Annotated in this window: 19 protein-coding genes and 1 tRNA gene; 11 read left to right on the top strand and 9 right to left on the bottom strand. The window is 74.7% G+C overall.

What is annotated here, in order from left to right; translation table 11 throughout:
• The first annotated feature begins 25 nt into the window (after positions 1–25).
• From V6V16_RS01815 to V6V16_RS01790, 6 genes are all read left to right on the top strand, one after another.
• Positions 26–550 (top strand): MauE/DoxX family redox-associated membrane protein, encoded by a 525-nt coding sequence (locus tag V6V16_RS01815; RefSeq protein ID WP_334558892.1) that lies wholly within the window; start codon positions 26–28, stop codon positions 548–550.
• Positions 543–1259 carry a DsbA family protein gene (locus V6V16_RS01810; protein WP_334558890.1) on the top strand — a complete coding sequence of 239 codons (717 nt, stop codon included), beginning with the start codon at positions 543–545 and terminating at the stop codon, positions 1257–1259. The genes V6V16_RS01815 and V6V16_RS01810 overlap by 8 nt, the downstream gene beginning before the upstream one ends.
• Positions 1256–2353 carry a hypothetical protein gene (locus V6V16_RS01805; protein ID WP_334558889.1) on the top strand — a complete coding sequence of 366 codons (1098 nt, stop codon included), beginning with the start codon at positions 1256–1258 and terminating at the stop codon, positions 2351–2353. Before V6V16_RS01810 ends, V6V16_RS01805 begins: the two co-directional genes overlap by 4 nt.
• 342 nt (positions 2354–2695) lie before the next feature.
• On the top strand, positions 2696–3172 hold the full coding sequence (gene bcp, locus V6V16_RS01800; protein WP_334558888.1) for a thioredoxin-dependent thiol peroxidase: 477 nt from the start codon (positions 2696–2698) through the stop codon (positions 3170–3172).
• Positions 3173–3275: 103 nt separating this feature from the next.
• Positions 3276–3358 (top strand) — tRNA-Leu (locus tag V6V16_RS01795).
• Between the two features lie 67 nt (positions 3359–3425).
• Positions 3426–3965, top strand: a complete 540-nt coding sequence (locus V6V16_RS01790) for a GNAT family N-acetyltransferase (RefSeq protein ID WP_334558887.1) — start codon at positions 3426–3428, stop codon at positions 3963–3965.
• Between the two features lie 13 nt (positions 3966–3978).
• Here V6V16_RS01790 and V6V16_RS01785 read toward each other — a convergent pair whose 3' ends face one another.
• From V6V16_RS01785 to V6V16_RS01775, 3 genes are all read right to left on the bottom strand, one after another.
• Complete coding sequence (locus tag V6V16_RS01785; protein ID WP_334558885.1) at positions 3979–4959, bottom strand: expansin EXLX1 family cellulose-binding protein; 981 nt, start codon at positions 4957–4959, stop codon at positions 3979–3981.
• Positions 4960–5162: 203 nt separating this feature from the next.
• Complete coding sequence (locus V6V16_RS01780; RefSeq protein ID WP_334558883.1) at positions 5163–5981, bottom strand: MOSC domain-containing protein; 819 nt, start codon at positions 5979–5981, stop codon at positions 5163–5165.
• Positions 5982–6051: 70 nt separating this feature from the next.
• Entirely contained in the window at positions 6052–6885 is an 834-nt protein-coding gene (locus tag V6V16_RS01775; RefSeq protein ID WP_334558881.1) for a class I SAM-dependent methyltransferase, read from the bottom strand.
• A 154-nt stretch (positions 6886–7039) separates the two neighbouring features.
• On the opposite strand from V6V16_RS01775, the gene V6V16_RS01770 reads away from it, so the two are divergent.
• From V6V16_RS01770 to V6V16_RS01760, 3 genes are all read left to right on the top strand, one after another.
• On the top strand, positions 7040–8122 hold the full coding sequence (locus V6V16_RS01770; RefSeq protein ID WP_334558880.1) for an LCP family protein: 1083 nt from the start codon (positions 7040–7042) through the stop codon (positions 8120–8122).
• 278 nt (positions 8123–8400) lie between these two features.
• Complete coding sequence (locus V6V16_RS01765; RefSeq protein ID WP_334558878.1) at positions 8401–9792, top strand: sugar transferase; 1392 nt, start codon at positions 8401–8403, stop codon at positions 9790–9792.
• Positions 9793–9884: 92 nt separating this feature from the next.
• Positions 9885–11267 carry a glycosyl hydrolase family 28-related protein gene (locus V6V16_RS01760; protein ID WP_334558876.1) on the top strand — a complete coding sequence of 461 codons (1383 nt, stop codon included), beginning with the start codon at positions 9885–9887 and terminating at the stop codon, positions 11265–11267.
• A 234-nt stretch (positions 11268–11501) separates the two neighbouring features.
• On the opposite strand, the gene V6V16_RS01755 is transcribed toward V6V16_RS01760, so the two are convergent.
• The 6 genes from V6V16_RS01755 to V6V16_RS01730 all read right to left on the bottom strand — a co-directional run bounded on the left by V6V16_RS01755 (position 11502) and on the right by V6V16_RS01730 (position 19291).
• The gene (locus tag V6V16_RS01755) at positions 11502–12752 is read right to left on the bottom strand and encodes a hypothetical protein (RefSeq protein ID WP_334558873.1); all 1251 of its coding nucleotides are present in this window, start codon (positions 12750–12752) and stop codon (positions 11502–11504) included.
• 3 nt (positions 12753–12755) lie between these two features.
• Positions 12756–14579 carry an O-antigen ligase family protein gene (locus V6V16_RS01750; RefSeq protein WP_334558871.1) on the bottom strand — a complete coding sequence of 608 codons (1824 nt, stop codon included), beginning with the start codon at positions 14577–14579 and terminating at the stop codon, positions 12756–12758.
• On the bottom strand, positions 14576–15748 hold the full coding sequence (locus V6V16_RS01745; RefSeq protein ID WP_334558869.1) for a glycosyltransferase: 1173 nt from the start codon (positions 15746–15748) through the stop codon (positions 14576–14578). Before V6V16_RS01745 ends, V6V16_RS01750 begins: the two co-directional genes overlap by 4 nt.
• A 2-nt stretch (positions 15749–15750) precedes the next feature.
• Positions 15751–16878, bottom strand: a complete 1128-nt coding sequence (locus tag V6V16_RS01740) for a glycosyltransferase (RefSeq protein ID WP_334558867.1) — start codon at positions 16876–16878, stop codon at positions 15751–15753.
• Positions 16865–18001, bottom strand: a complete 1137-nt coding sequence (locus tag V6V16_RS01735; protein WP_334558865.1) for a glycosyltransferase — start codon at positions 17999–18001, stop codon at positions 16865–16867. The genes V6V16_RS01740 and V6V16_RS01735 overlap by 14 nt, the downstream gene beginning before the upstream one ends.
• Before the next feature lie 63 nt (positions 18002–18064).
• Positions 18065–19291 (bottom strand): hypothetical protein, encoded by a 1227-nt coding sequence (locus tag V6V16_RS01730; RefSeq protein WP_334558863.1) that lies wholly within the window; start codon positions 19289–19291, stop codon positions 18065–18067.
• A 227-nt stretch (positions 19292–19518) separates the two neighbouring features.
• Between V6V16_RS01730 and V6V16_RS01725 the strand changes: the two genes are divergently transcribed.
• Together V6V16_RS01725 and hutU are read left to right on the top strand one after the other, a co-directional pair.
• Complete coding sequence (locus tag V6V16_RS01725) at positions 19519–20370, top strand: MurR/RpiR family transcriptional regulator (protein ID WP_334558861.1); 852 nt, start codon at positions 19519–19521, stop codon at positions 20368–20370.
• 17 nt (positions 20371–20387) lie between these two features.
• Positions 20388–22046 (top strand): urocanate hydratase, encoded by a 1659-nt coding sequence (gene hutU / locus V6V16_RS01720; protein ID WP_334558858.1) that lies wholly within the window; start codon positions 20388–20390, stop codon positions 22044–22046.
• Positions 22047–22203 lie beyond the last annotated feature (157 nt).

Below are 22203 nucleotides of genomic sequence, written 5' to 3'. Positions count from 1 at the left end.
ACTTCCGCCGGGGAGGGGACGACCAATGATCGTGACCGCACCGCCCGCCCGGGCCGCCCGCTGGCCCGCCGTCCGCCCCTGGCTCGGCGTCGCCGTACGGCTGGGCCTGGCCGCCGTGTGGCTCTTCGCCGGCGGCAGCAAGGTCGGTGACCTGGCCGCCTCCGGCCGCGCCGTCAACGCGTACCAGGTCATGCCGTACGACCTCGCCATGGTCATCGGCGCGGCGCTGCCCTTCGTCGAGCTGGCGCTGGGTCTGCTGCTGCTCCTGGGGCTGGCCACCCGGCTGACGGCGGGGGTTTCCGCGGCGCTGCTGGTGGTCTTCGTCGTGGGCATCGTCTCCGCCTGGAGCCGGGGGCTCGCCATCGACTGCGGCTGCTTCGGCAGCGGCGGGCAGCTCCCCGAGGGGCAGGCCCCGAGCTACCTCCCGGAGATCCTCCGCGACCTGGGCTTCCTGGCGCTGGCCGGGTTCCTGTTGATCTGGCCCCGCACCCCCGTCTCGGTGGACGGCTGGCTGACGGGGGACGCACCCGTGGAGGACGACGATGAGTAGTCGCAAGGGGCAGAAGGGCGCCGCCCGGGTGGTCCGCGAGCAGCTGGCCCGGGAACAGCGGCGCAGGCGGACGATCTGGGTCTCCGTGGCCGCCGTGGCGGTCCTGGTGATCGCCGGGCTCGTCGGCTGGAGCGTCTACACCAGCCAGCGCTCCGACGACTTCACCCCGCCGACCGGCTCGAACGAGGCCGGCACGGGCGTCGTCGCCGGATCGGGCCCGGTCACCGTGGACGTCTACGCGGACTTCCTCTGCCCCGCCTGCAAGCAGTTCGAGCAGGCCGCCGGCCCGACACTCGACCAGCTCATCAGCGATGGCGGGGTCCGGGTCGTCTACCACCCGGTGGCGTACCTGGACCGCTTCTCCACCACCGGATACTCGACCCGTTCCTCGGCGGCGTCCGGCTGCGCGGCGGAGGGCGGCCGGTACCGGCCGTACGCCAAGGCGCTCTTCGAGCGGCAGCCGCCCGAGGGCGGCGCCGGGCTCAGCGACGACGAGCTGGTCGACATCGCGGCGGCCACCGGCATCGACCGGGACGGGTTCGCCTCCTGCCTGCGCGAGGGCACCTTCAAGCCGTGGACCGAGCACGTGACCGAGGAGGCCAGCAAGGCCGGCATCACCGGCACGCCGACCATCCTGGTCGACGGCCGGCCCGTCGCCGACCGCAGCCCGGAGGGGATCAGGGCGGCGGTGGAGGCGGCCGGCAGGTGATCCGCGACCTGATGACCCGCGCCGGTCTGGTGCTCGCCGGCGCGCTTGCCGGCGTGCTCGCGCTCGCCGCGCCGGCGCTCGCGCACGGCGCGGACGCCCCCGACGGCACCGACTACCGCACCCGGGTGAGCGCCGTCGGCCCGACCCTGCCCGGCGTGACCGTACGGGTGGTGGAGGCGGGCGCGCGACTGGAGCTGACCAACGCCGGCGAGCGACCCGTCGAGGTGATCGGCTACTCGGGCGAGCCCTACCTGCGCGTCGCCCCGGACGGCGTGTACGAGAACGTCCGCTCGCCCGCGACGTACCTGAACCGGACCATCGCCGGGGACACCAGGCTGCCGGCCGAGGCCGACCCGGCGGCCGCCCCCGAGTGGCGGCGGGTCGACGGCTCCACCACGGTGCGCTGGCACGACCAGCGGGCACTCTGGCGGGAGGCGGCGCCGCCGCCGCAGGTCCGGGCCGCCCCGGATCGGGAGCACCGGGTGCGGGACTGGGCGGTGCCGCTGCGCGTCGGCACCGACACCGGGGAGATCCGCGGCACCCTCGACTGGGTGCCGCCGCCGGACGCGTACGTCTGGTGGGTGGCGGCCACGGTCGGCCTGCTCGCCGTGGGGGCGCTCGGGCTGCTGCCGGCCGGGTCCGGGCCGGGCGCGCGGGCGCTGGCCGGGCTCGGCGGGCTGCTCGTCGTCGGCGGGGTGGCCGCGGTGGTGTTCACCGTGGGTCGGGAGCTGGACGCCGGCGCGCGGGGAGTGGGCGGGGTGCTGACCGGCCTGCTGGGCGGGCAGGTCTGGGCGCTGCTGACCGGGCTCGGCGCGATCGCCGCCGGGCTCTTCGCGCTGGCCCGGCGGCCGGCCGCCGACTTCGCGCTGGCGCTGGCCGGGGCCTGCCTGGCGCTCTTCGCCGGGGTGGCGAACGCCGCCGTCTTCGCCCGCGCCGTCGCGCCCGTGCCGTGGCCGGCGACCACGGCCCGGACCATGATCGCCGTCGTCCTAATCGCGGGCGCGGGTGTTACCGCTGCCGGCGCCCTGCGCCTGCACGCCACCTCCCGCCCCACCCACCCCCCGCTCCCCGCCCCCGCCTACCCCCACCCCTGACCCGCGCTCCCTCCCCTCCCCCTCCCCTCCCCCTCCCCCACGGCGGCGATCTTGCGGTTTCGGCCCTCGCCGTGGGCGACGTGCGCCTTTTGCCGGGACGGAAAGTGCAAGATCGCCGGGGCGACGGGGGCGGGAGCGGGCGACGGGGCGGGGCGGGGGGTCAGGGGGTGGGGGTGAAGCCGCGGGGGAGTTCCAGGCGGTGGCGGGAGAGGAGGTCGGTGTCGGCGAGGATGTCGGGCGTCGCCATTTCTCGTACCCGTTGTTGCCAATGCCTGGCAACAGCCCGACCGGCGGACCGGCGGCGTGCCGCCGGGTCCCCGGAGCCGGCGGTAGGGTCGTGCCATGACCGCGCCCGACCGCCTCTCCCCCGGTGACCCCGCGCCGGAGTTCAGCCTCCCCACCGACACCGGCGAGACGCTCTCGCTGACCGACCTGCGCGGCCGCAGGGTCGTGCTGTACGCCTACCCGGCGGCCATGACGCCCGGCTGCACGAAGCAGGCCTGCGACTTCCGCGACTCGCTGGCCTCGCTCCAGGCGGCCGGCTACGAGGTCGTCGGCATCTCCCCGGACAAGCCGGAGAAACTGGCGAAGTTCCGCGAGCGCGACGCCCTCACCTTCCCGCTGGTCGCCGACACCGACAGGTCCGTGCTGACCGCGTACGGCGCGTACGGCGAGAAGCAGTCGTACGGCAGGACGGTGACCGGCGTGATCCGCTCGACCTTCGTGATCGACCCGGACGGGAAGATCGAGCGCGCGCTCTACAACGTCAAGGCCACGGGCCACGTCGCCAAGCTGCACCGGGACCTCGGCCTGGACTGAGCCGCGCTCGCGGCCGGCGGGCGCCGCCGCCGGGGTCGGACGGGAGGCCGGTGCGGGCGGGCCCACCACCGCCGCGGTCCGACACTCTAGACTCAGCGGGTCGGCGGGAGTGGCGTAATGGCAGCCGCGGTAGGTTTAGGTCCTATTGTCCGAAAGGACGTGGGGGTTCGAATCCCCCCTCCCGCACCGAGCACCCTGTCGGGCGCGTCACGATCCCGGGTCGGCGAGGGGCCGGCGCGGTCAGGATGATCGGGTGAGCCTGCGCTTCGTCCTAGACCCCGATACGAGCCCCGAGTTGCGCGACCGGATCGTCGCCCTCTGGGTCGACGTCACCAACGCCGGCGGTGCGGTCGGCTTCGTGCCCCCGGTCACCGCCGCCGACGTCCGGCACCTGGCGGACCCGACCTTCGCCGGCATCGTCGAGGGCCGCGACCGGCTCCTGGTCGGTTACGCGGGCGAGCGGCTGGTCGCCGCGCTGGTCTTCTGCGACAACCGGTTCGACCTGAAGGCGCACTGGTGTGTGCTGCAACGGGTGATGGTCCACCCGGACACCCAGGGTCACGGGTACGGCCTGGCGCTGATGCGCGAGGCGGAGCGGATCGGCCGGAAGCTGGGCTGGGAGGCGCTGCACCTGACCGTCCGGGACGGGCTGGGGCTGGACCGCTTCTACCGCCGGCTCGGCTACCGGGAGATCGGCCGGCTGCCCGGCGCGCTGCGGGTCGCCCCCGGCGACGACCGCGACGAGGTCCTCATGTGGCTGGACCTGACCGCCCCGGCGACCCCCGCGGGCTGAGCCGAACCCCGCCTCAGGCTCCGCAGCCGCGCGGCGACGCGGGGCCGGAGGCGCCGGGCGGGGCCGCCGCGGCCGTCAACGGCCCGCCGGAGGCCGGTACCGCCGGTGGGGTGGCCGGGGCGGTGCCGGGCCGGCCGGGTCGGGCCGAGGGCGACCGCGTGGCCGACGGCGGGCGGTTCGCAGCGGCCGCGCCGCGGCCGTACATCCGGACCGCGCCGCGTTGGACCTGCCCCGGCGCCAGCCGGACGCCGGTGGCGGTGACCCGGTGTCCCCGGCTGTCGGTGACCCGGATCTCGTACGGGCCGGGCCCGGCGCCCGACGGGACGAGCCAGTAGTTGTAGTCCTCCCGCGCCGCCGAGCGCCAACCGCCGGCGCCGGCCTGCCGGACCTCGACGGCGCGCAGCGGGTTGCCGTGGCCGGCGACCTGGACGGCGAACCACCACTGCGACGAGCCCTCCTTCATCCGGAAGGTGAGCGGGCCGGGCAGCGGCGGGTCGACCACCGCGCGGTAGCGGACCCGCACGACGCCCTCCACGGGGTCGGCGATCCGGGCGAACGCCTCCGGGGAGAGGTCGAGGTGGCCGCGCGCGCACTCCGGGCACTGGTCCATGACAAGTACGCGCACGGTGCCCTGCGGGCCGGTGACGTCGAGGTACCCGCCGCAGGCCGCGCCGGCCGCGTACTCGTCGGGGCCCAGCGCGACGTAGAGCCGGTTCAAGGGCGCGGCCGGATAGGAGCAGTTCCCGCCGGCGCCCTTCGAGTCGTAGAAGGTCGCCTCTCCCTCGTGGAGGACACCAGCGGCGGGCGGCGCGGCGAGGGCGGGCGGCGCGGCGCAGGCGGGAGTGGGTCCGGAGCGCAGGGTCAGGCTGAGGCCGAGCACAGCGGCGATCGCCGTGACACCGCCGGCGGCCAGCCAGCGGCGGGCCGGGGAACGCGGCGCGCGGCGGCGCCCGGGGGCGCGCACGCCGGCCGTGGGAGCGGTGCCGTCGATCACGCCGGTCGATGCTGCCGTACCGGTGCCGCCGAGGACAAGTCGGCCGGGTGGGCGCTACGCCGAGGTCTGCCACGCGCGGCGCCGCCAGCGCGCGAAGCGGACCCGGCCACGGTCCGGCCGGTCGCCGGTCGCCGGTCGCCGGTCGCCGGTCGCCGGTCGCCGGTCGCCGGTCGCCGGTCGCCGGTGTATCGTGGCCCCGCCGGTCAGTCCTCCAGCACCAGTTCGTCGCCGAGCGCGACGCCGCCCGTGGCCGTCGGAACCAGGTTCAGCCCGAAGAGGAGCTTCTGCCGGACGTTGCGGTGTCGGCCCAGGGTGCGCAGCGGTTCCTTGCCGCGTACCCCCGTCTCCTGGTCCGTGGTGGTGACCACGCAGCGGTCGCACGGCCCGGCGGCGCGGAAGCGGACCCCGCCGATGCGCAGCGGGCGGCCGACCCAGTCGTCCTCGGCCCAGGCCGGCGCGCCCCGCACCACCAGGTTGGGGCGGAACCGGGCCATCGGCACGGCCTCCTCACCGGCCTCCGCGAGCCACCCGTTGAGCGCGTCGAGCGAGGCGGTGTTGGCCAGCAGCAGCGGATAGGCGTCGGCGAAGCTGACCTGTTCGCCGGTGTCGTGCTCCCGGTCGCTCCGCGGAATGTGCCGGGCCGGTCGCGCGAGCCAGACCAGCCGGGCGGCGCGGCCCAGCAACGCGCTGATCCAGGCGTCGGCGGCCGCTCCGGCGGGGAGCGCGGGCACCGCCAGCTTCCGGTTGCGGAAGGTCCGCACCGCGACCGGCTCGCCGCCGCCCGGCTCGGGCACGTCCAGGTCGTCGTGGCCCTCGGCGCGCAGCAGCAGCCCACCGTCGCGGGTCACGGCGTGCAGGGCCACCAGGCGCGTGCTCTCCCGCTGGGTCACGCCGACGCCGTCGGCGTCGACGACCATCCAGCGCCGGTCGCCCGCGAGGCCCCACGGCTCCACCCGGGCCCCGTCGTGGTCCAGCCGGTGACAGCCCTTGACGGGGTACGTGTGGATCCCGCTCAACCGCATGCGTTCACCCTGCCATGGCACGGCGCGGGCCGGTGTCCCCTCCCCGACGGGCGGCGGCGGCCCGCCGCCCTCACCAGGCCACGCCGATGCCGTCCCCGGGGTACCAGTGCTGTGCCGGGGTCTCCCGGTAGGCGAGGAACCGCCGTCCCGTGCGTTCCGCGTGCTCACCGAGGACGTTGGTGGCGGTGACGTTGTCGGTGAGCAGCATCGCGCCCGGCGCGAGCTTGGCCTCGACGGCCTCGAACTCGCGCTTCTCGTGGGCCCGGCTGTGGTCGCTGTCGTGCAGGAAGAGGTCGACCGGACGGTCCAGGGCGGCGATGGAGGCGATCGAGTCGCCGATCACCAGGTCGACCACCTCCGACCAGGGCGCCTCCCGGGCGAGGTAGCCCGCCTCCGGGTTGATGTCCAGCGAGGTGACCCGGCCGGGCCGCCCCTCGGCGGCGTTGCGCAGCAGCGCGGCGGCGAGTACGCAGCTGCCGAGTCCCTTGTCGACGCCGGTCTCCACCACGTGCGCCGGTTTCCGGGCACGGACGATGGCGTACCAGCCGATCCGGCGGGCGTAGCGGACCTGCCGGTCGGCGAGGCCCCGTCGGGCGGCGCCTGCGGTGGCGGACTCGATGTGCCGGCGCAGCGCGTCGTCCGACTCGATCTCGGCGAAGTACCCGCGGACCTGCTTGACGGGCACGTCGCAGACCACGCTGACGAACCAGGCGAGGTGGTGCCGGCTGAGCTTCGTCAGCTCGTACGTGTAGTTGTGGTGCTCGCGGGAGGTGACCAGCCAACGCACCGAGGTGCGCAGCACCTTGGCGTCGTGGCGGGCCACCCGGGCCAGTCGCTTGGGGAAGGCCGCGACGGGGGCGAGGGGGGTGCGGGCGATGGCCCGTCGAAGCTTCGTGGCGTCCACGCAAGGGTTCTACCAGGCGCGGGCGAACGGGTGTAGTGGAAGCCGTCCATTGATCCGTGGCGCGAGCGACCGTCCGTCGCCGCGACGCCACCGGTCGGTCAGGATGCCGGCACGACGGTTCAGGACCAGCGCCCCGGGTTAGTAGCATCGCCGCATGCCCTCGCCCCAGCAGCCCGTCGAACCAGCGCCGGCGGCCGTCAGCGACGCGCCCGACGAGCGGGAGCGCGCCGGGCGGCCCCAGCACCGGCGGCCCCGACGATGGCGGCGGGCGGTCCTGGGCGGCCTGCTCGTGATCGCACTGCTCGGCGGGGGCGCCGCGATCGCCGGCGGGCTCTACCTGCGGTCGGTGGAGTCGGACATCGAGCGGGTGGACGCGTTCACCGACGTGCCGGCGGAGGCCCGGCCGCCCGCGGCGGCCAAGGGCGCGATGAACATCCTGGTCCTCGGCAGTGACACCCGGAACCCGGAGAGCGACTCCGGCTCGCGCACGGACACCATCATCCTGGCCCACCTGCCCAAGGACCGGTCCAGCGCACAGCTCATCTCGATCCCCCGCGACACCTGGGTGCCGGTGCCCCGGTCGAAGGACGGCAGGCAGGGCGGCCGGGACGCAAAGATCAACGCGGCGTACGCCTGGGGCGGCGTCCCGCTGATGGTGCAGACCGTGGAGAAGTTCACCGGGGTCCGGGTCGACCACGTGGCGATGGTGGACTTCGCCGGGTTCAAGGAGATCGTCGACGCCCTCGGCGGGATCGACATCACCATCGAGAAGGGCTTCACCTCGACCCACTCGCTGAACCCCGACGGTCGCAGGACCTTCCGGGCCGGCCGGCAGACCATCGACGGGGCCGCCGCCCTGGACTACGCGCGGGAGCGGTTCGCCTTCGCCGACGGGGACTTCAGTCGCATCCGGCACCAGCAACAGGTCATCAAGGCGATCCTGGACAAGGCGTCCTCGGGCGGGGTGTTGGCCAACCCCGGCAAGCTGAACGCCTTCATCAAGGCCACCGCCGACTCGGTCTCGGTGGACAAGTCCCTCTCCATCGTGGACCTCGGGATGGAGCTGCGCCACCTGCGCAGCGGGAACCTCGGCTTCTACACGAGCCCGACCAGGGGGACCGGCCGGATCGGCAGCGAGAGCGTGGTGCTCGCGGACACCGCGAAGGCGCGCGCCTTCTTCGACGCCGTGCGGCGGGACTCCGTCGCGGAGATCGTCAAGTCCGGGGCGGCCTCCTGACCGCTGGCCCGGGCGGCTTCTGCCCCTACGGGGCATGGCGACGGGGCCGACGGCGGTCGTATCATCCCTTCGCCCGGTGGCTCCTCGCGCCGCCGCGGCCTCCGCGGGGGAAGGACACCAACATGTCGAGCCAATCGACGACCGGGCTCGCCGCGAGCACACGCGGTGACGTTCCGGGGCCATCCCACTCCGCTCCGACGGAATCGGAGGAATCCGACGAGGAAGACGCGGACGTTCCGACGCAGCGCCAGCGCGGCGCGAAGTCCGACGCGGCCGGCGTGACCCGTCCCGGCCTGGACACCACCACCGTCCTGCCCTACGCCAGTTCGCGGACCTCGGGCCGCACCCGCCTGCTCCGGGCCTGGATGCTCACGGCCCCGGTCGATCTGGCCGCGTTGCTGACGCCGCTGCTGCTCAGCGAGCACTACTGGCGGGGCACCCTGGCCATGGCCGGCCTGACGGTGGCCGTCTTCACCGCCGGCGGCCTCTACCGCGCCCGGCGGCACGTGAGCATCCTCGACGAGCTTCCCGCCCTGAGCGGGCGGCTGCTGGCCACCGCGGCGATCGTCGCCATCATCGCCGCGATGCGGCACGAGTCGGCCGCGTACGTCAGCGGCTTCATGCGCGGTGTGCTGCTGTCGGCGGCCCTGGTGATCGTCGGCCGGGGGATCACCCGCGCCGCCATCGTCACGGCCCGGCGACGGCGGTGGGTGGAGCACAACGCGATCGTGATCGGCGGCGGGCCGATCGGGGTCGAACTGGGCCGCCTGTTGCGCCGCTACCCGCAGTACGGCCTGCGCTTCGTCGGCTGCGTTGACAGCGGATCGCGGCCGGCCGGTTCCGGGCAACCGCTGATCGGCACGGTCGAGGAGCTGGAGCACCTGGTCCGCCTCCTCGAGTGCGAGGTACTGATCATCGCCGACCCGACCTGTCCGGAGTCCACCCTGATGGAGCTTCTCCGGCGGCCGTTGAGCGCGTCGTGCGACCTGTGGGCGGCACCCCGGCTCTGGGGATCCCGCGCCCAGGCCGGCAATCCGGATCACATCGGGGCGATCCCGATCGTCAAGATCGGAGACACCACACTCTCCGGCCCGCGCTGGGCGGTGAAGCGCCTCATCGACGTGCTCTTCGCATCCGTGGCGCTGGTGGTGCTCAGCCCGGTCCTGCTGCTCTGCGCGATCGCGGTGTTCCTGGAGGGGGGCACCGGCATCTTCTTCCGGCAGGAGCGGATCGGCCGGCACGGGCGACCCTTCGACGTCATCAAGTTCCGGTCGATGCGGCCGGTCAACGAGCACGAGTCGCAGACCAACTGGTCCATCGCGCACGACCGGCGGGTGGGCCCCGTCGGCCGCCTGCTGCGCCGCACGTCGCTGGACGAGCTCCCCCAACTGTGGAACATCCTGTGCGGTGACATGAGCGTGGTCGGGCCCCGGCCCGAACGACCGTACTTCGTCGAGAAGTTCTCCGCGGAGTACCCGAACTACGCCATGCGGCACCGGGTGCCGGTGGGGCTCACCGGGCTCGCGCAGGTCAGCGGGCTACGCGGCGACACGCCCATCTCCGACCGGGCCCGGTTCGACAACTACTACATCGAGAACTGGTCGCCGTGGCTGGACGTCAAGGTGATGCTACGGACGGTCGCAGAGGTCTTCCGGGGCGGCGGCCGCTGACCCTCCGCGACCCGGGACCAGGGGAGACTGCCTGTCGCCCCCGCCGCACGTCGTGGGACCATCAGCCGTCCACCGTGTCAGGGAGGCGGACCATGACCCACGACGGCACCAGCGGACGATCCGAGTCCAGGGCTGTCACCCGGCGCTCGGCGCTGCTCCGCGGCGGAGCGATCGCCGCAGGGGTGGGCACTGTGGGCATCGGCGGCACGGCCGTCGCGAACGGCCTCTCCTCCGCCGGCGACGCAACCGTGGTGAACGTCCGTGAGCACGGGGCCAAGGGGGACGGCACGGCGGACGACACCGCCGCGCTCCAGGCGGCGATCGACCGGGTGCGGTCGACCGGCGGCATCGTCTTCCTGCCGCCCGGCACATACCTCACGCGCCGGTTGACCCTCCACTCCCGGGTGCACCTGCGTGGCTCCGGCGGCGACGCGACCACGCTCAGACTCAAGGCCGGCGCGAACTCGGCGATCCTGGAGTCGGAGGGTTTCGCCCGACTCAGCGGCACCCGGTCCGACGACGGCATCACCCTGTTCAGCCTGCGTGACCTCACGCTCGACGGGAACAAGGAGCAGAACCCCGAGGGCGGCCACGGGTTGCGTGTCTACGGGTACGGCTACGAGATCACCGAGGTGATCGTCTTCAACTGTCGAGGGGACGGCATCCTCAGCGAGTGGGGCCCGGCCGCGGCCCTGCCCGCCCCCTCGCACCAGATGGAGGCGCGCCTGACGGCTGTGCGTACGCACGGCAACGACGGCCACGGCGTCAACTTCCAGGGCCCGCACGACTCGATGTTCCTCAACTGCGTGACCTTCGAGAACGCCGGTGCCGGCTTCCGGCTGGCCGGGGACTCGACGGGCACCCAGATGGTCAACTGCCACGCCTGGGGCATCAAACAGAACGTCTCCTTCGACCTGGGGGCGACCAGCGTCGGGTGCGTGAACTGCTACGCCGATCTGAACGGGGGCGTGGGCGTGCGGATCTCCAGGAACGACTGCCGGTGGATCGGCGGGTTCATCCTCGGCTACAACCAGTCGCACCCGCACCAGGAGATCGGCGTGCAGTTCGTGCCCGGCCGCCAGCCGGACGAGCCCTCCGGCTGCCTCGTCGACAGCAAGGTCGTCAACTGTGGCACGGCCGCCGTCGACTTCGGCGCCGACCGAGGGCTCTCCACGGTCCGGGTCAGCCTCTCCCAGCCGGGTGCGCTCGGCGAGGACGGGCAGCGCATCCCGAAGACCGGGCTGGGCTGGATCGGCCGACCCGCCCCGACCACCCAGGTCGAGATCACCCAGGGTCTCGGTGACCCGAGCCGGAACCTGGTCGTCCGCCCGGCCTTCGACCTGCGTGCGCAGCCGACCCCGGGGCGCCCGACGGACGGCGGCGTCCGCATATTCGCGCGGGACGTGGGCGGCAGGACCCAACTGTGCGCGCTCTTTCCCAGTGGCGCGGTGCAGGTGATGGCCACCGAGCCCTGAGCCGGGCGCCCGGCCGACGGCCCGGTTCCTGACGGTCCGGGCTGACCGGTCAGCGGCAGAGCGGCGCCGCGTCGGCGAGGAGGCCGCACGAGGCGATGGTGGTCGACGTGATCGCGCCGGTCGGCCGAAGTGCGAAGTCCGCCCGACCACCTTCGCGGCGGGTGAACGGCTGGAGGACTCCGGGCGGAGCCGGTGCCGGTCGTCGTCCGACTTCCAAGATCGACAGGACCGGCCCTAGACGCGGCTGTCGGCGGCGGGCGGCGGGCCGGCGGGTATGGAGGCCGCGCGCCCCTCCGGGGCCGGGCCGGGGGGCGTCTCCCGCCGCCCCAGCCGCATCCGTGCCGCGAACCACGCCGCGACCAGCGCCTCGCAGACCAGCAGTTGAAGCATCAGGTCCGCGACCCGCTCGGCCCAGACGAGCGCGACGGCCACCCCGCCGAAGGCGATGACCCGGGAGCCGATCGCGGAGGCGAGGTAGCGTCGCGGCCGGGCATGGATCATGTGCCGGGTCGAGGCCCAGGTGGAGAGCATCAGCAGCAGCTTGTAGGCGCAGTAGCCGCAGAGCGCCAGGACGCCCAGGGTGGTCAACTCGGTGGCGAGGATGCCCCTGACCCGCTCGCTGGCGAGCACCACCGCCGAGACCCCGAGCCACGTCGCGACCGTGAGCGCCCGGGTGGCGGTGAACCAGCGGACCCGCCGGCCGGCGACGATGTCCTCGCGCGTGCTCGCCGAGAGCACCACGTGGAACGGGCCGAAGGCGAGATCCAGCGCCCGCAGCACCACGACCGCGCTCTGCCCGGCGGCGGCCCCGGCCACCGACGGCAGTGCGATGGTGTACGAGAGGTCGACGACCGCCGCCAGGCAGTAGACCGAGCCCGCCGACATGCTCGCCCGCAGGCCGGGCCGCGTCTGCCCATGTCCCGCCGACGGCCGACGTAGCAGCACCCACGCCAGGACCGCGACCTGCGCCGGCACGGCGGCGACGTCGACGCGCAGGTCCGCCGCGACGAGGAGCGTCGCGCCGAGCAGCGTACCGAGGGCGGTGAGTTGCGGGATCAGGTTGGCCCGCGCCGGCGAGCGCGTCCGGGCGCAGCTCCAGAACATCGCCTCGACCGGCAGTTGCAGCAGCACGGGCGCGATCATGACGAGTCGGTCCGCGACGCTGGTCTGTGGCAGGGCGACGGAGGCGGAGAGGAACGCGACCAACCCGACCGGCAGCAGCGTGGCCGCCGCGACCCGCTTGGCCCAGCATTCGACGTTCCAGTGCTCCGGGACGGCCCCGGCGGAGAGCGGGCGGCCGACGAGGGCCTCTATCAACGTGTAGGGGATGGCCAGGAGCGCCCCCTGGAGGGCGACCAGCGCCAGCCGGTCGGTGTCCCCCCAGGAGGCGAGCAGGAAGACGAAGACGCTGCACAGGCGGCTGAGCGCCTGCACCGACACCTGGGACCGCTGCACCCGGGCCACACCGTCGACGAGGAGTTTCACGGGTCACCGCCGCCAGGGGTCGTCGACGGGCCGCTCGGTGGGCTCGACCGCAGGCATGACGACCGTGTCGGCGTCCGCTGGCGGCCGCGGCGCCGGTGCGCCGTCGGTCGGGGATCGCCGCGTCGGTGCGCCGCCGTCGGGGGCCCGCCGCCCGGGCGCGGACTCCGTCGACCGATGCCGCCCGGTGCCGACCGGCGGCAGCACGACCGTGTCGGCGTCGACGGGCCGCAGGACGACGGTGTCCGCGTCGACGGGCCGCAGCACGACCGTGTCGGCGTCGGCCGACGGGGGTCGCGCCGGACCGGGGCCGGTTGGCCGCCGCCGTTCGGGTGGGGCCTGCGCGGATCGCCGCGGGGCATTGCCGACGGGGGGCAGCACGACGGTGTCCGCGTCCACGGCCGGCCGGGGCGCCGGACCGTGCGCGCCGGCCGCCCGTGGCCGGGGCGCAGAGTGGCCGGCGCCGGCCGCCGCGACGCCCGCGTCGAGGCGCAGCCCGTAGCCGGCGAAGATCGCCAGGCACATCATGGCGCCCGGGTACTCCCAGGCCTCCACCACGAGGGACGCGCCGCAGAGGCCGACCAGCACGGCGATGAGCGGCACGGCCGACGGGTGTTCCGCCGAGCGTCGCCAGAGCCGCGCCAGCAGGAAGCCGGTCCCGCCGAGCAGCGCCACCATCATCGGCAGCCCGTACTGGAGGGCCACGCTGACGAAGTAGTTGTCGACGAAGACCTGCTGACCGGAGGCCACCCGGGACACCGTGGCCGCGCCCACGGCGCCGATGCCCCGGCCCCAGAGGGGCAGGTCCTCGCTGAGCAGTCCCGACCACACGTCGAAGCGCTGGAAGAGGCTCCGGGCTCCGGTGGCGCCCACCGCCACGAATCCCACCGCCACCGCGGCCACCACACCGAGCCCGACCAGCCGGGCCCGACGCCGGGCGCCCGCGCTGCCGGAGCGGTTCGCCACGGCCGCGGCCACCACCCCACCGACCACCAACAGCGCCCCCGAGCGGCTGGTGCTCAGGGCGAGGCAGACGACCGCGGAGAGCGCTCCGACGTGCCAGGCCCACCGGGTCGGCCGGGCGGCGGGGGTCAACCACAACGCCACGTACCCGAGCAGGTAGGCGCCCGCGAGGATGCCCAGTTCCGCGTTGAACTCGGTCAGCCCGGGGGCCCGGAAGGTGTCGCCGATGTAGCGGACCGCCCGGCCCTCCTCGAAACCCCACCGCACCAGCCGGGCCGGGCCGACCGCCAGCTCGGCGACGGTCGCCAGCGCGTTCGCCACCATCAGCCAGGCCGCGACGGTGATCAGGGCGGTGACGCGCCCCCTCGGCGACGCCGCCACCACCAGCAGGAGCAGCAGCGGCAGTACGGTCAGCCGCAGGCCGACCAGCGTCTGGGCCGGACCGTGGTGGGCGATCCCGATCAGGCTCCACACGAGCAGGACGAGCAGCGTCAGCACGGCGGTGACGACCTGGGCGCGCCGCCACCCGCCGCGCAGCACGGTCAGCAGGGTGAGCGAGCAGACCACGGCGACGGCGGAGAGCCCCAGGGCGTAGTCGCGGCCCCCGAACGCGTCCCCGACCAGCCCCTCCACGCCGACGAACCGAAGCCCCAGCGGGGCGTTGAGCACGACGAACACGTACGCCAGCCCGGGCACCCGGCAGACGGCCAGGAGGCCGAACGCGGCGAGCAACACGGGTAGCAGTGGGGAGAGCCCCGCGAGCAGGCAGGCCACCGCGGCGACCGGGACCGCGACCGCAACGGCGACCAGGAGCTTGACCGTCCGCCACCGGATGGGCTCGCGCCGGCCGTCGGTGCGGGAGGTCATCGCCGGGCTACCGCTGGCGGCGGATGGTCCCGGGCGACGCCGAGCGCGGCATAGGCGTCGAGCACCGCGTCGACGTGCCGGTCCCAGTTGAGCTGCCGACCGTCGGCCGCGGCCGAGGCCGCCATCGTGGCGTAGCGGTCGGCGGACATCGTGGCGGCGAGGCGGAGGAGGTCGGCCAGCCCTGTCGGGGAGTCGAAGACCAGGAGCGACGAGTCGGCGGCCATCGGCGGCCGCGCGACGGCGCTGGCCACGATCGGCCGCCCGGCGCGCAGCGCCTCCACGCAGGAGATGGGGAAGTTCTCCGCCCACTGGCTGGGGAAGACGAGCCAGCCGGCGCGCCGCATCGTGGCCTCCTTGCCCCCGGCGTCGAGGAAGCCGAGATGATGGACGCCGGGGAGTTCACGGGCCGCGGCCGCGACGGCGTCGCGGCGATCGCCGTCACCCCCGACCAGCAGGGTGGCGTCCAGCTCGCCGGCGGCCTCGCGCCACGCGTCGAGCAGGACGTCGATCCCCTTGTGGCCGCTGAGCGCGCCGAGGAACAGGAACACCCGCGGGTCGCCGGGCGGCCAGTCGGCGGGCGCCCCCGTCTGCGGCACCGCGAGCGGCACGACGAGGCCACCCAGCCGCGACCCGGACGGCAGATGACGCCGCGCGATGTCCCGCGTACGCGCGGCCGGCCACAGCAGGGACACCCGCCGCAGCCGCCGTACCAGCCAGGCGGAGCGGAGCCGGAGCAGACGGTCCGTCAGCCCGGAGCGGCCCTGGTTCGCCAGGGAGTTGTTCGGGTCGCAGATGGCGTAGTCGTGGACGGTGTGGCAGGTCGGCCACTGCCGCGCCAGCCGCGCCACCGGGAGCACCCCGAGGCCCTGCCAGTTGTGCACGTGCACCACGTCGGGGGCGAAGTCACGCAACGTCCGTACGGCCAGGCCGGTGGGGTCGACCAGGTCGCCCAGGTGGGTGAGCAGCTTGCCCACGCGTGGGTCGCGTCCCGTCAGCCGGGCCGCCAGCCGCGTGCCGACCGGCACGTCGTCGGGCGCGCTCTGCGCCGAGGGGCGGGCGAAGACCCGTACCTCGTGGCCCCGTCCGACGAGCGCGGCGGAGAGATCCCGGACGTACTGCTCGGCCCCGCCCCGGACGGCGAACGAGGAGTGCACCATGGCGACGCGCACGGTCAGCCCCTCCAGCTCGTGGAGGAGGTGGCCACCCCGGGTCCTGGCAGGTCGTCGACCGCGGCGAGCAGCGCGACCAGGTGGGCCGTCGCCTCCCGCCAGGACCGGCCGGTCCGGCCGGCCGGCGGACGGGGCGCCGCGTACGCCTCGGTCACCGCCCGGGTCACCGCGGCGGCCGTCCAGGTCGTCATCCGTACGGCGCGCCCGTCGGTCGCCTCGTGCAGGGCGGGGTCGGGCGAGATCACCGTCGGGGTGCCCAACCGCAGCGCCTCGGCCGCCGGCAGACCGTACCCCTCGAAGTGGCTGGGCATCAGGAACACCGCCGCGCCGGCGATCGTCGCGGCGTAGCCGGCGTCGGAGAGCCGGTCGAGCAGCAGTACCCGGTCGGCGGCCGGGGAGGCCGCCACCGCCGCCTCGAACCGTTCGACCCGTTGCCCGCCGGTCAGCACGGCCAGCACGTACCCCGGCAGGTCTGGCAGCGCCTCGACGGCGAGTTCGACCCCCTTGTGCGCCGCGTGCCCCGCGACGGCCAGGTACGGCTGCCCGGCCCGGACGACGGCGGCCAGGCGTTCGGGCAGTTCCCCGGGGACCACCTCCACATCGCTTCCCGGCTGCCAGACGGCGCTGCGGTGCTCCGGCACGCCGTAGAGCCCGTGCAGGTCGTGGCGGGTGCGCGCGCTGACGCAGAGCAGCCGGCCCGAGCGGCTGATCGCCGCGCCGTAGCTGACCCGGCGGTACTGTCGCACGGTGGTCGGCAGGCCGTGCGGCCACAGCTTGAACGCGAGGTCGTGCACGATCGTGGTCACCGGCAGTTGGCTGCCGACGACCGCCACCGAAGGGCTCAGCGAGAGGACGCGGGTCGACGACGCGTCGTCCCGGGCGGCGGCGGTCACCCGGCGCAGCGTGCTGGTGGCGGACGCGACGGCGCGCGCCCGGTCGGGCGACTGCCGGCTGATCACCTGCACCTCGGCGCGGGTCGTCGCCGGCGGCTGCCAGGAAGGGGGCACGGCGACCAGCCGGAGCCGGTGCCCCGCCGGCCAGTGCCGCACGACCTCGGTGAGTACGCGGGTGATGCCGCCGGGGCCGACCCCGCTGCAGTCGACGACGGTGCCGGGATCAGCGGGACTCATGCGCGATCCACTCGCTCATCCGGGCGGCGAACCGCTGCTGGGAGAAGGTCGTGGAGTGCTCCCGGATGCGGGTCTCGGAGAGCGGGCCAAGCCGGCGAACGGCGGCGGCGTGGTCGGCCGGCCGCATCGAACCGACGAGGAAGCCGGTCTCCCCGTCGACGACGGTCTCCAGCAGGCCGCCGCTGTCCAGGCCGATCACCGGCGTGCCGCAGGCCTGGGCCTCCACCGGGATGATGCCGAAGTCCTCGTGGGCCGGGAACAACAGCGCCCTGGCGCCCGCGTAGAGCTCACGCAACCGCTCCCGGGTCGGCCGGACCTCGAACGTCACGGGCACTCGCACCGCTGCGGCCGCCCGCCGCAGCCGGTCCTCCTCCGGGCCGGATCCCGCGATGGTCAGCGGCATCCCCGCCTCGGCGGCGACCTCGATCATCAGGTCGAAGTTCTTGTACGGGATCCAGCGGCCCACGCCGAGCAGGTAGTCCCGCGGCGCCCGCGAGACGTCGGCCCGGCCGAAGAAGTCGACGTCGACCGGCGGATGGATCACGACGGCGTCGCGCTTCCAGAACCGCCGGATCCTCGCCTGGACCTCGCGGGAATTCGCCGCGTAGGCGTGCACGTGTCGGCTGAGCCGGACATCGACCGCCTGCAGGGCCCGTCGCGGCCCGCTCAGCAGCGCTCCGGAGCCACGGCCGTCGAAGTCCGGGCTCCAGACGTAACGGGCCGGCGCGTGCACGTAGCTCAGGTGCCGGGTCCGCTCCGGCGAGCCGAGCCGGACGGTGTGGGCGAAGGCGTGGCTGGAGGAGATCACGACGTCGTACCGGTCGTCGCCGACCGTGCGCCAGGCGAGGGGCATCAGCGGGAGGGCGAGGGCCTTGCTCCGGCGCAGCGGCGTGCGCGCCAGCCACGTCTCGCGCAGACCGAGCCGGTCGACCTCCACGTCCCGGTCCGCCCAGAGCACGATGCGGCGGGCGTGCGGCACGAGATCGGCGATGGCGAGGAAGACGTTCTCCGAGCCCCCGGTCGCGCCGAACCACTCGTGGACCAGCGCGACGCTGCGACCGGCGAGCAGGGGCGCCCCGGCAGCCGGCGGCGCGACGGGGTGGGGGTCGTCCAGCGCCGTCATCGTCTGTCGCCCCTCCGCCGCCCGCACTCGGCGCGTCCCGCCGGGCGTCGTGCCGCCGATCCGTCAGCTGTTGCGCCGCCAGAGATCCCGCAGCGCGTCCCAGTTGCCGGCGATGCCCGCCTCGCAGAGGGTCTCGACGTAGAACGCGGCGTCGACGTCGTCGCGGTCCCACCACAGGCCACAGATGGTCCGGTCATCGTCACCCTTCAAGGCGTACTCGACGTAACTGCCGGCGGCACCGCTCACGCCACCTGTCGTCCGGGTCGCCTCGCGCAGTCCGGGGGCGAGGGCACCGCCGGCGAGGTTGAGCTGCTGCCGGTAGGCCCGCGCGGCGTCCTTCTCAGCCTTCGCCCGATAGAGGGCGAAGTGTAGGGACACCCCGCCGTACCGGCAGAACACGTGGCGCTTCTCGTCGGCCGGCAGCTTGGGTCCACCGGCGTCGGTGTCGGCGGCGCACCCGCCGATCCGGGCCAGCCACGGCTCCGCCAGCGGCGCGAGTTCTCCCTCGAACTTGGCCTTGTTGATGGAGAACTGCGTCGCCTCGTACGGTGCGAGTGAGGGGCTGCTCGACGGGGCCGCCACCGGCCCCTCCTCCGGTCCGCCGGCGTTGCCCAGGGCGAACCCCCCGCCGCCGGCGAGCAGCGCGAGCACCAGCGCGCCGACACCGACCAGGAGCCAGGGCATCCGGCGCCGTTCCCGCGGTGCCGGCGCGATGCGCCGCCCGGACGAGGCGAACGGGTCGTGCGAGGTCGCCGGCTGCGCCGAGGTGGGCGCGGCGGGGGCTGACGTGGGCGCCCCCGACACCGGTTGCTGGGCGGGCATCGACCAGGCCTGCGCGGCCCACGGCAGCTGGGGCGGGCCGGAGGTCGGCTGTGCCGGATCCGGGCCGGCGGACGGCACCCCGGAGACCGATGCGGCGGGGGCCGCCGGGGGCGAACTCGCCGGGGCGGGGGTCGGCACCCCGCTGACCGGCGCGGGAACGGACGCCACGACCGGGGACGACGCGACGGCGGGACCGGGCCGGTACTCCTGGCCGAGGGTCTCGAAGAGCCGTTGGGGAGCGTTGCCCGCGTCGGGGCCGTACGCCGCCCAGGGGCTCGCGGACGAGAAGTCGACGTTGGCGTAACGGAGCCCGTCCGGTGCCTGCGCCAGGGCGTACACGGCGTTGGCGAACGCCTCGCGCCAACGCGGATCCGCGGCCGCCGGCCCCTCCAGCAGCGCGACCGCAGCGAACCGGCCCTGCCCGTCGACGGCAGCCCAGGCCTTACCCACCTGACACTCGCCAAGCATGTGCGTGAACCTGTAGGGGCCACCCGGCTGCATGCCAACTCCTCTGTTCAACCGCCGTGCGGATCCTACAGAGGCCGCGCCAGCCATTCCGCCCGCCCGTCGCCGGCCGGACACCTGACGGGACGCCCGGGCCGCCCACCCTCCGGCCGCGTCCCGCCGGGCGACCCGGCCATGCCGGGCGGACCGACCGGTTGCCCTGTGAAAGTTTTCATGCATAGAGTCCAGGCATGAATGGCAGCGCTGTCGTGGCCCCCACCGAGCAGGTGCTGGACCTGTTCCAGGGGGTCCGGCTCACCCCGACCCAGCGTCGGATCGCGCACTGCCTGGTGCAGCACGCGCCGACTGCGGCGTACCTGTCGGCGGCCGAGGTCGCCGAACTGGCCGGGGTCAGCCAGCCGTCGGTCACCCGGTTCGCCGTCGCGCTCGGCCACGACGGCTACCCCGCGCTGCGCCGCCGGCTGCGCGAGCTGGCCGCCGGCGCCCCCGGTGGCGCCGCCGACGCCGGCAACGAGCTACAGCAGGCGGTACGCGCCGAGATCGGCAACCTGGACCGCCTCGCCGGGCAACTGGCCGACCGGGACCGGATCGCCGGGATCGGGCGGCTGCTGGCCGCCAGTCGCCCGCTGCCGGTGCTCGGCCTGCGCGCCGCCGCCCCGCTCGCCGCCTACTTCGCCTACTTCGCCGCCAAGGTGCACCCCGACGTGCGGGTGCTCGACGACGGCGGCAGCCTGCTGGCCGACCGCCTCGAACAGGCCGCCGAGGCCGGGGCGGGCGCCCTGCTCGCCTTCGTCCTGCCCCGCTACCCCCGGGAGACCCTGGACGCCCTGCGCGAGGCCCGGGCCGCCGGCCTGACCGTGGTGGCCATCACCGACTCGCCGGTCAGCCCGGCCACCGAGTACGCCGACGAGGTGCTGCCCGCCGCCGTCGGCGCCCAGCTCGTCTTCGACCTGCACACCGCCCCGATGACGCTGGCCATGGTGGTGCTCCAGGCCATCTGCGACGCCGCCCCGGCCGACACCCAGCGCCGGCTGGAGGCCTTCGAGGCCTCCGCCGCCCGCCGCCAGTTGTTCCTCGGATGACCCGGAGGAGACCCGAGATGAACCAGCCCGTCCGCGCCGCACGCGGCACCGAACGCACCGCCCGTGGTTGGCCGCAGGAGGCCGCGCTGCGGATGCTGATGAACAATCTCGACCCCGAGGTGGCCGAGCGCCCCGACGACCTGGTGGTCTACGGCGGCACCGGGAAGGCGGCTCGGGACTGGCCGTCGTACCACGCGTTGGTGCGTACCCTGACCGACCTGCGCGACGACGAGACGATGCTGGTGCAGTCCGGCCGGCCGGTGGGCGTCATGCGTACCCACGAGTGGGCGCCCCGGGTGCTGCTGGCCAACTCCAACCTGGTCGGCGACTGGGCCACCTGGCCGGAGTTCCGCCGGCTGGAACAGCTCGGCCTGACCATGTACGGGCAGATGACCGCCGGTTCGTGGATCTACATCGGCACGCAGGGCATCCTCCAGGGCACGTACGAGACGTTCGCCGCCGTCGCCGCGCGCAGGTTCGGCGGCACCCTGGCCGGCACGCTGACGCTGACCGCCGGCTGCGGCGGGATGGGCGGGGCGCAGCCCCTCGCGGTCACCATGAACGGCGGCGCCTGCCTGGTCGTCGACGTCGACCGCGGCCGGCTCGACCGGCGGGTGCACGACCGTTACCTCGACGAGGTGGCCGACTCCCTGGACGACGCCGTGGCGCGGGCGCTGGCCGCCAAGCGGGACCGCCGCGCGCTGAGCGTCGGCGTGGTGGGCAACGCGGCCACGGTCTTCCCGGAGCTGCTGCGCCGGGGCGTCGAGGTCGACGTCGTCACCGACCAGACCAGCGCGCACGACCCGCTGTCGTACCTGCCGGAGGGGGTGGAGCTGGCCGACGCGAGGGAGTACGCGGCGGCGAAGCCGGCCGAGTTCACCGACCGGGCGCGGGCGTCGATGGCGAAGCACGTCGAGGCGATGGTCGGGTTCCTGGACGCCGGGGCGGAGGTCTTCGACTACGGCAACTCGATCCGGGGCGAGGCCAGGCTCGGCGGGTTCGACCGGGCCTTCGACTTCCCCGGCTTCGTGCCCGCGTACATCCGGCCGTTGTTCTGCGAGGGCAAGGGCCCGTTCCGGTGGGCGGCGCTCTCCGGCGACCCGGCCGACATCGCCGCCACCGACCGGGCGATCCTGGAGCTGTTCCCGGAGAACGAGCCGCTGGCCCGGTGGATCCGGATGGCCGGCGAGCGGGTCGCCTTCCAGGGCCTGCCGGCGCGGATCTGCTGGCTCGGCTACGGCGAGCGCGACCGGGCGGGCGTGCGGTTCAACGAGATGGTCGCCTCCGGGGAGCTCTCCGCGCCGGTGGTGATCGGCCGGGACCACCTCGACTGCGGCAGCGTTGCCAGCCCGTACCGGGAGACCGAGGCGATGGCCGACGGCTCCGACGCGGTGGCGGACTGGCCGCTGCTCAACGCGCTGGTCAACACCGCCAGCGGGGCGTCCTGGGTGTCGATCCACCACGGCGGCGGGGTCGGCATCGGCCGGTCCATCCACGCCGGGCAGGTCTGCGTGGCCGACGGCACGGCGCTGGCCGGGCAGAAGATCGAGCGGGTGCTGACCAACGACCCGGCGATGGGCGTCATCCGGCACGTCGACGCCGGCTACGACGCCGCCCGCGAGGTCGCGGAGGCCACCGGCGTGCGGGTGCCGATGGCGGAGGGGGGTAACCCGTGAGCGCGAGGAGTGCAGCGCAGCGGAGCCCCGCAGTCGCGAACAACGGAGGTGCCGCGTGAGCGCGAGGAGTGCAGCGCAGCGGAGCCCCGCAGTCGCGAACAACGGAGGTGCCGCGTGAGCGCGAGGAGTGCAGCGCAGCGGAGCCCCGCAGTCGCGA

Origin of the sequence: Micromonospora sp. CPCC 205561, from assembly GCF_036906775.1 — a bacterium.
Lineage (GTDB): Bacteria > Actinomycetota > Actinomycetes > Mycobacteriales > Micromonosporaceae > Micromonospora.
Note: the sequence above shows the minus strand (reverse complement) of the source record. Positions and strands in the feature narration are given on the sequence as shown.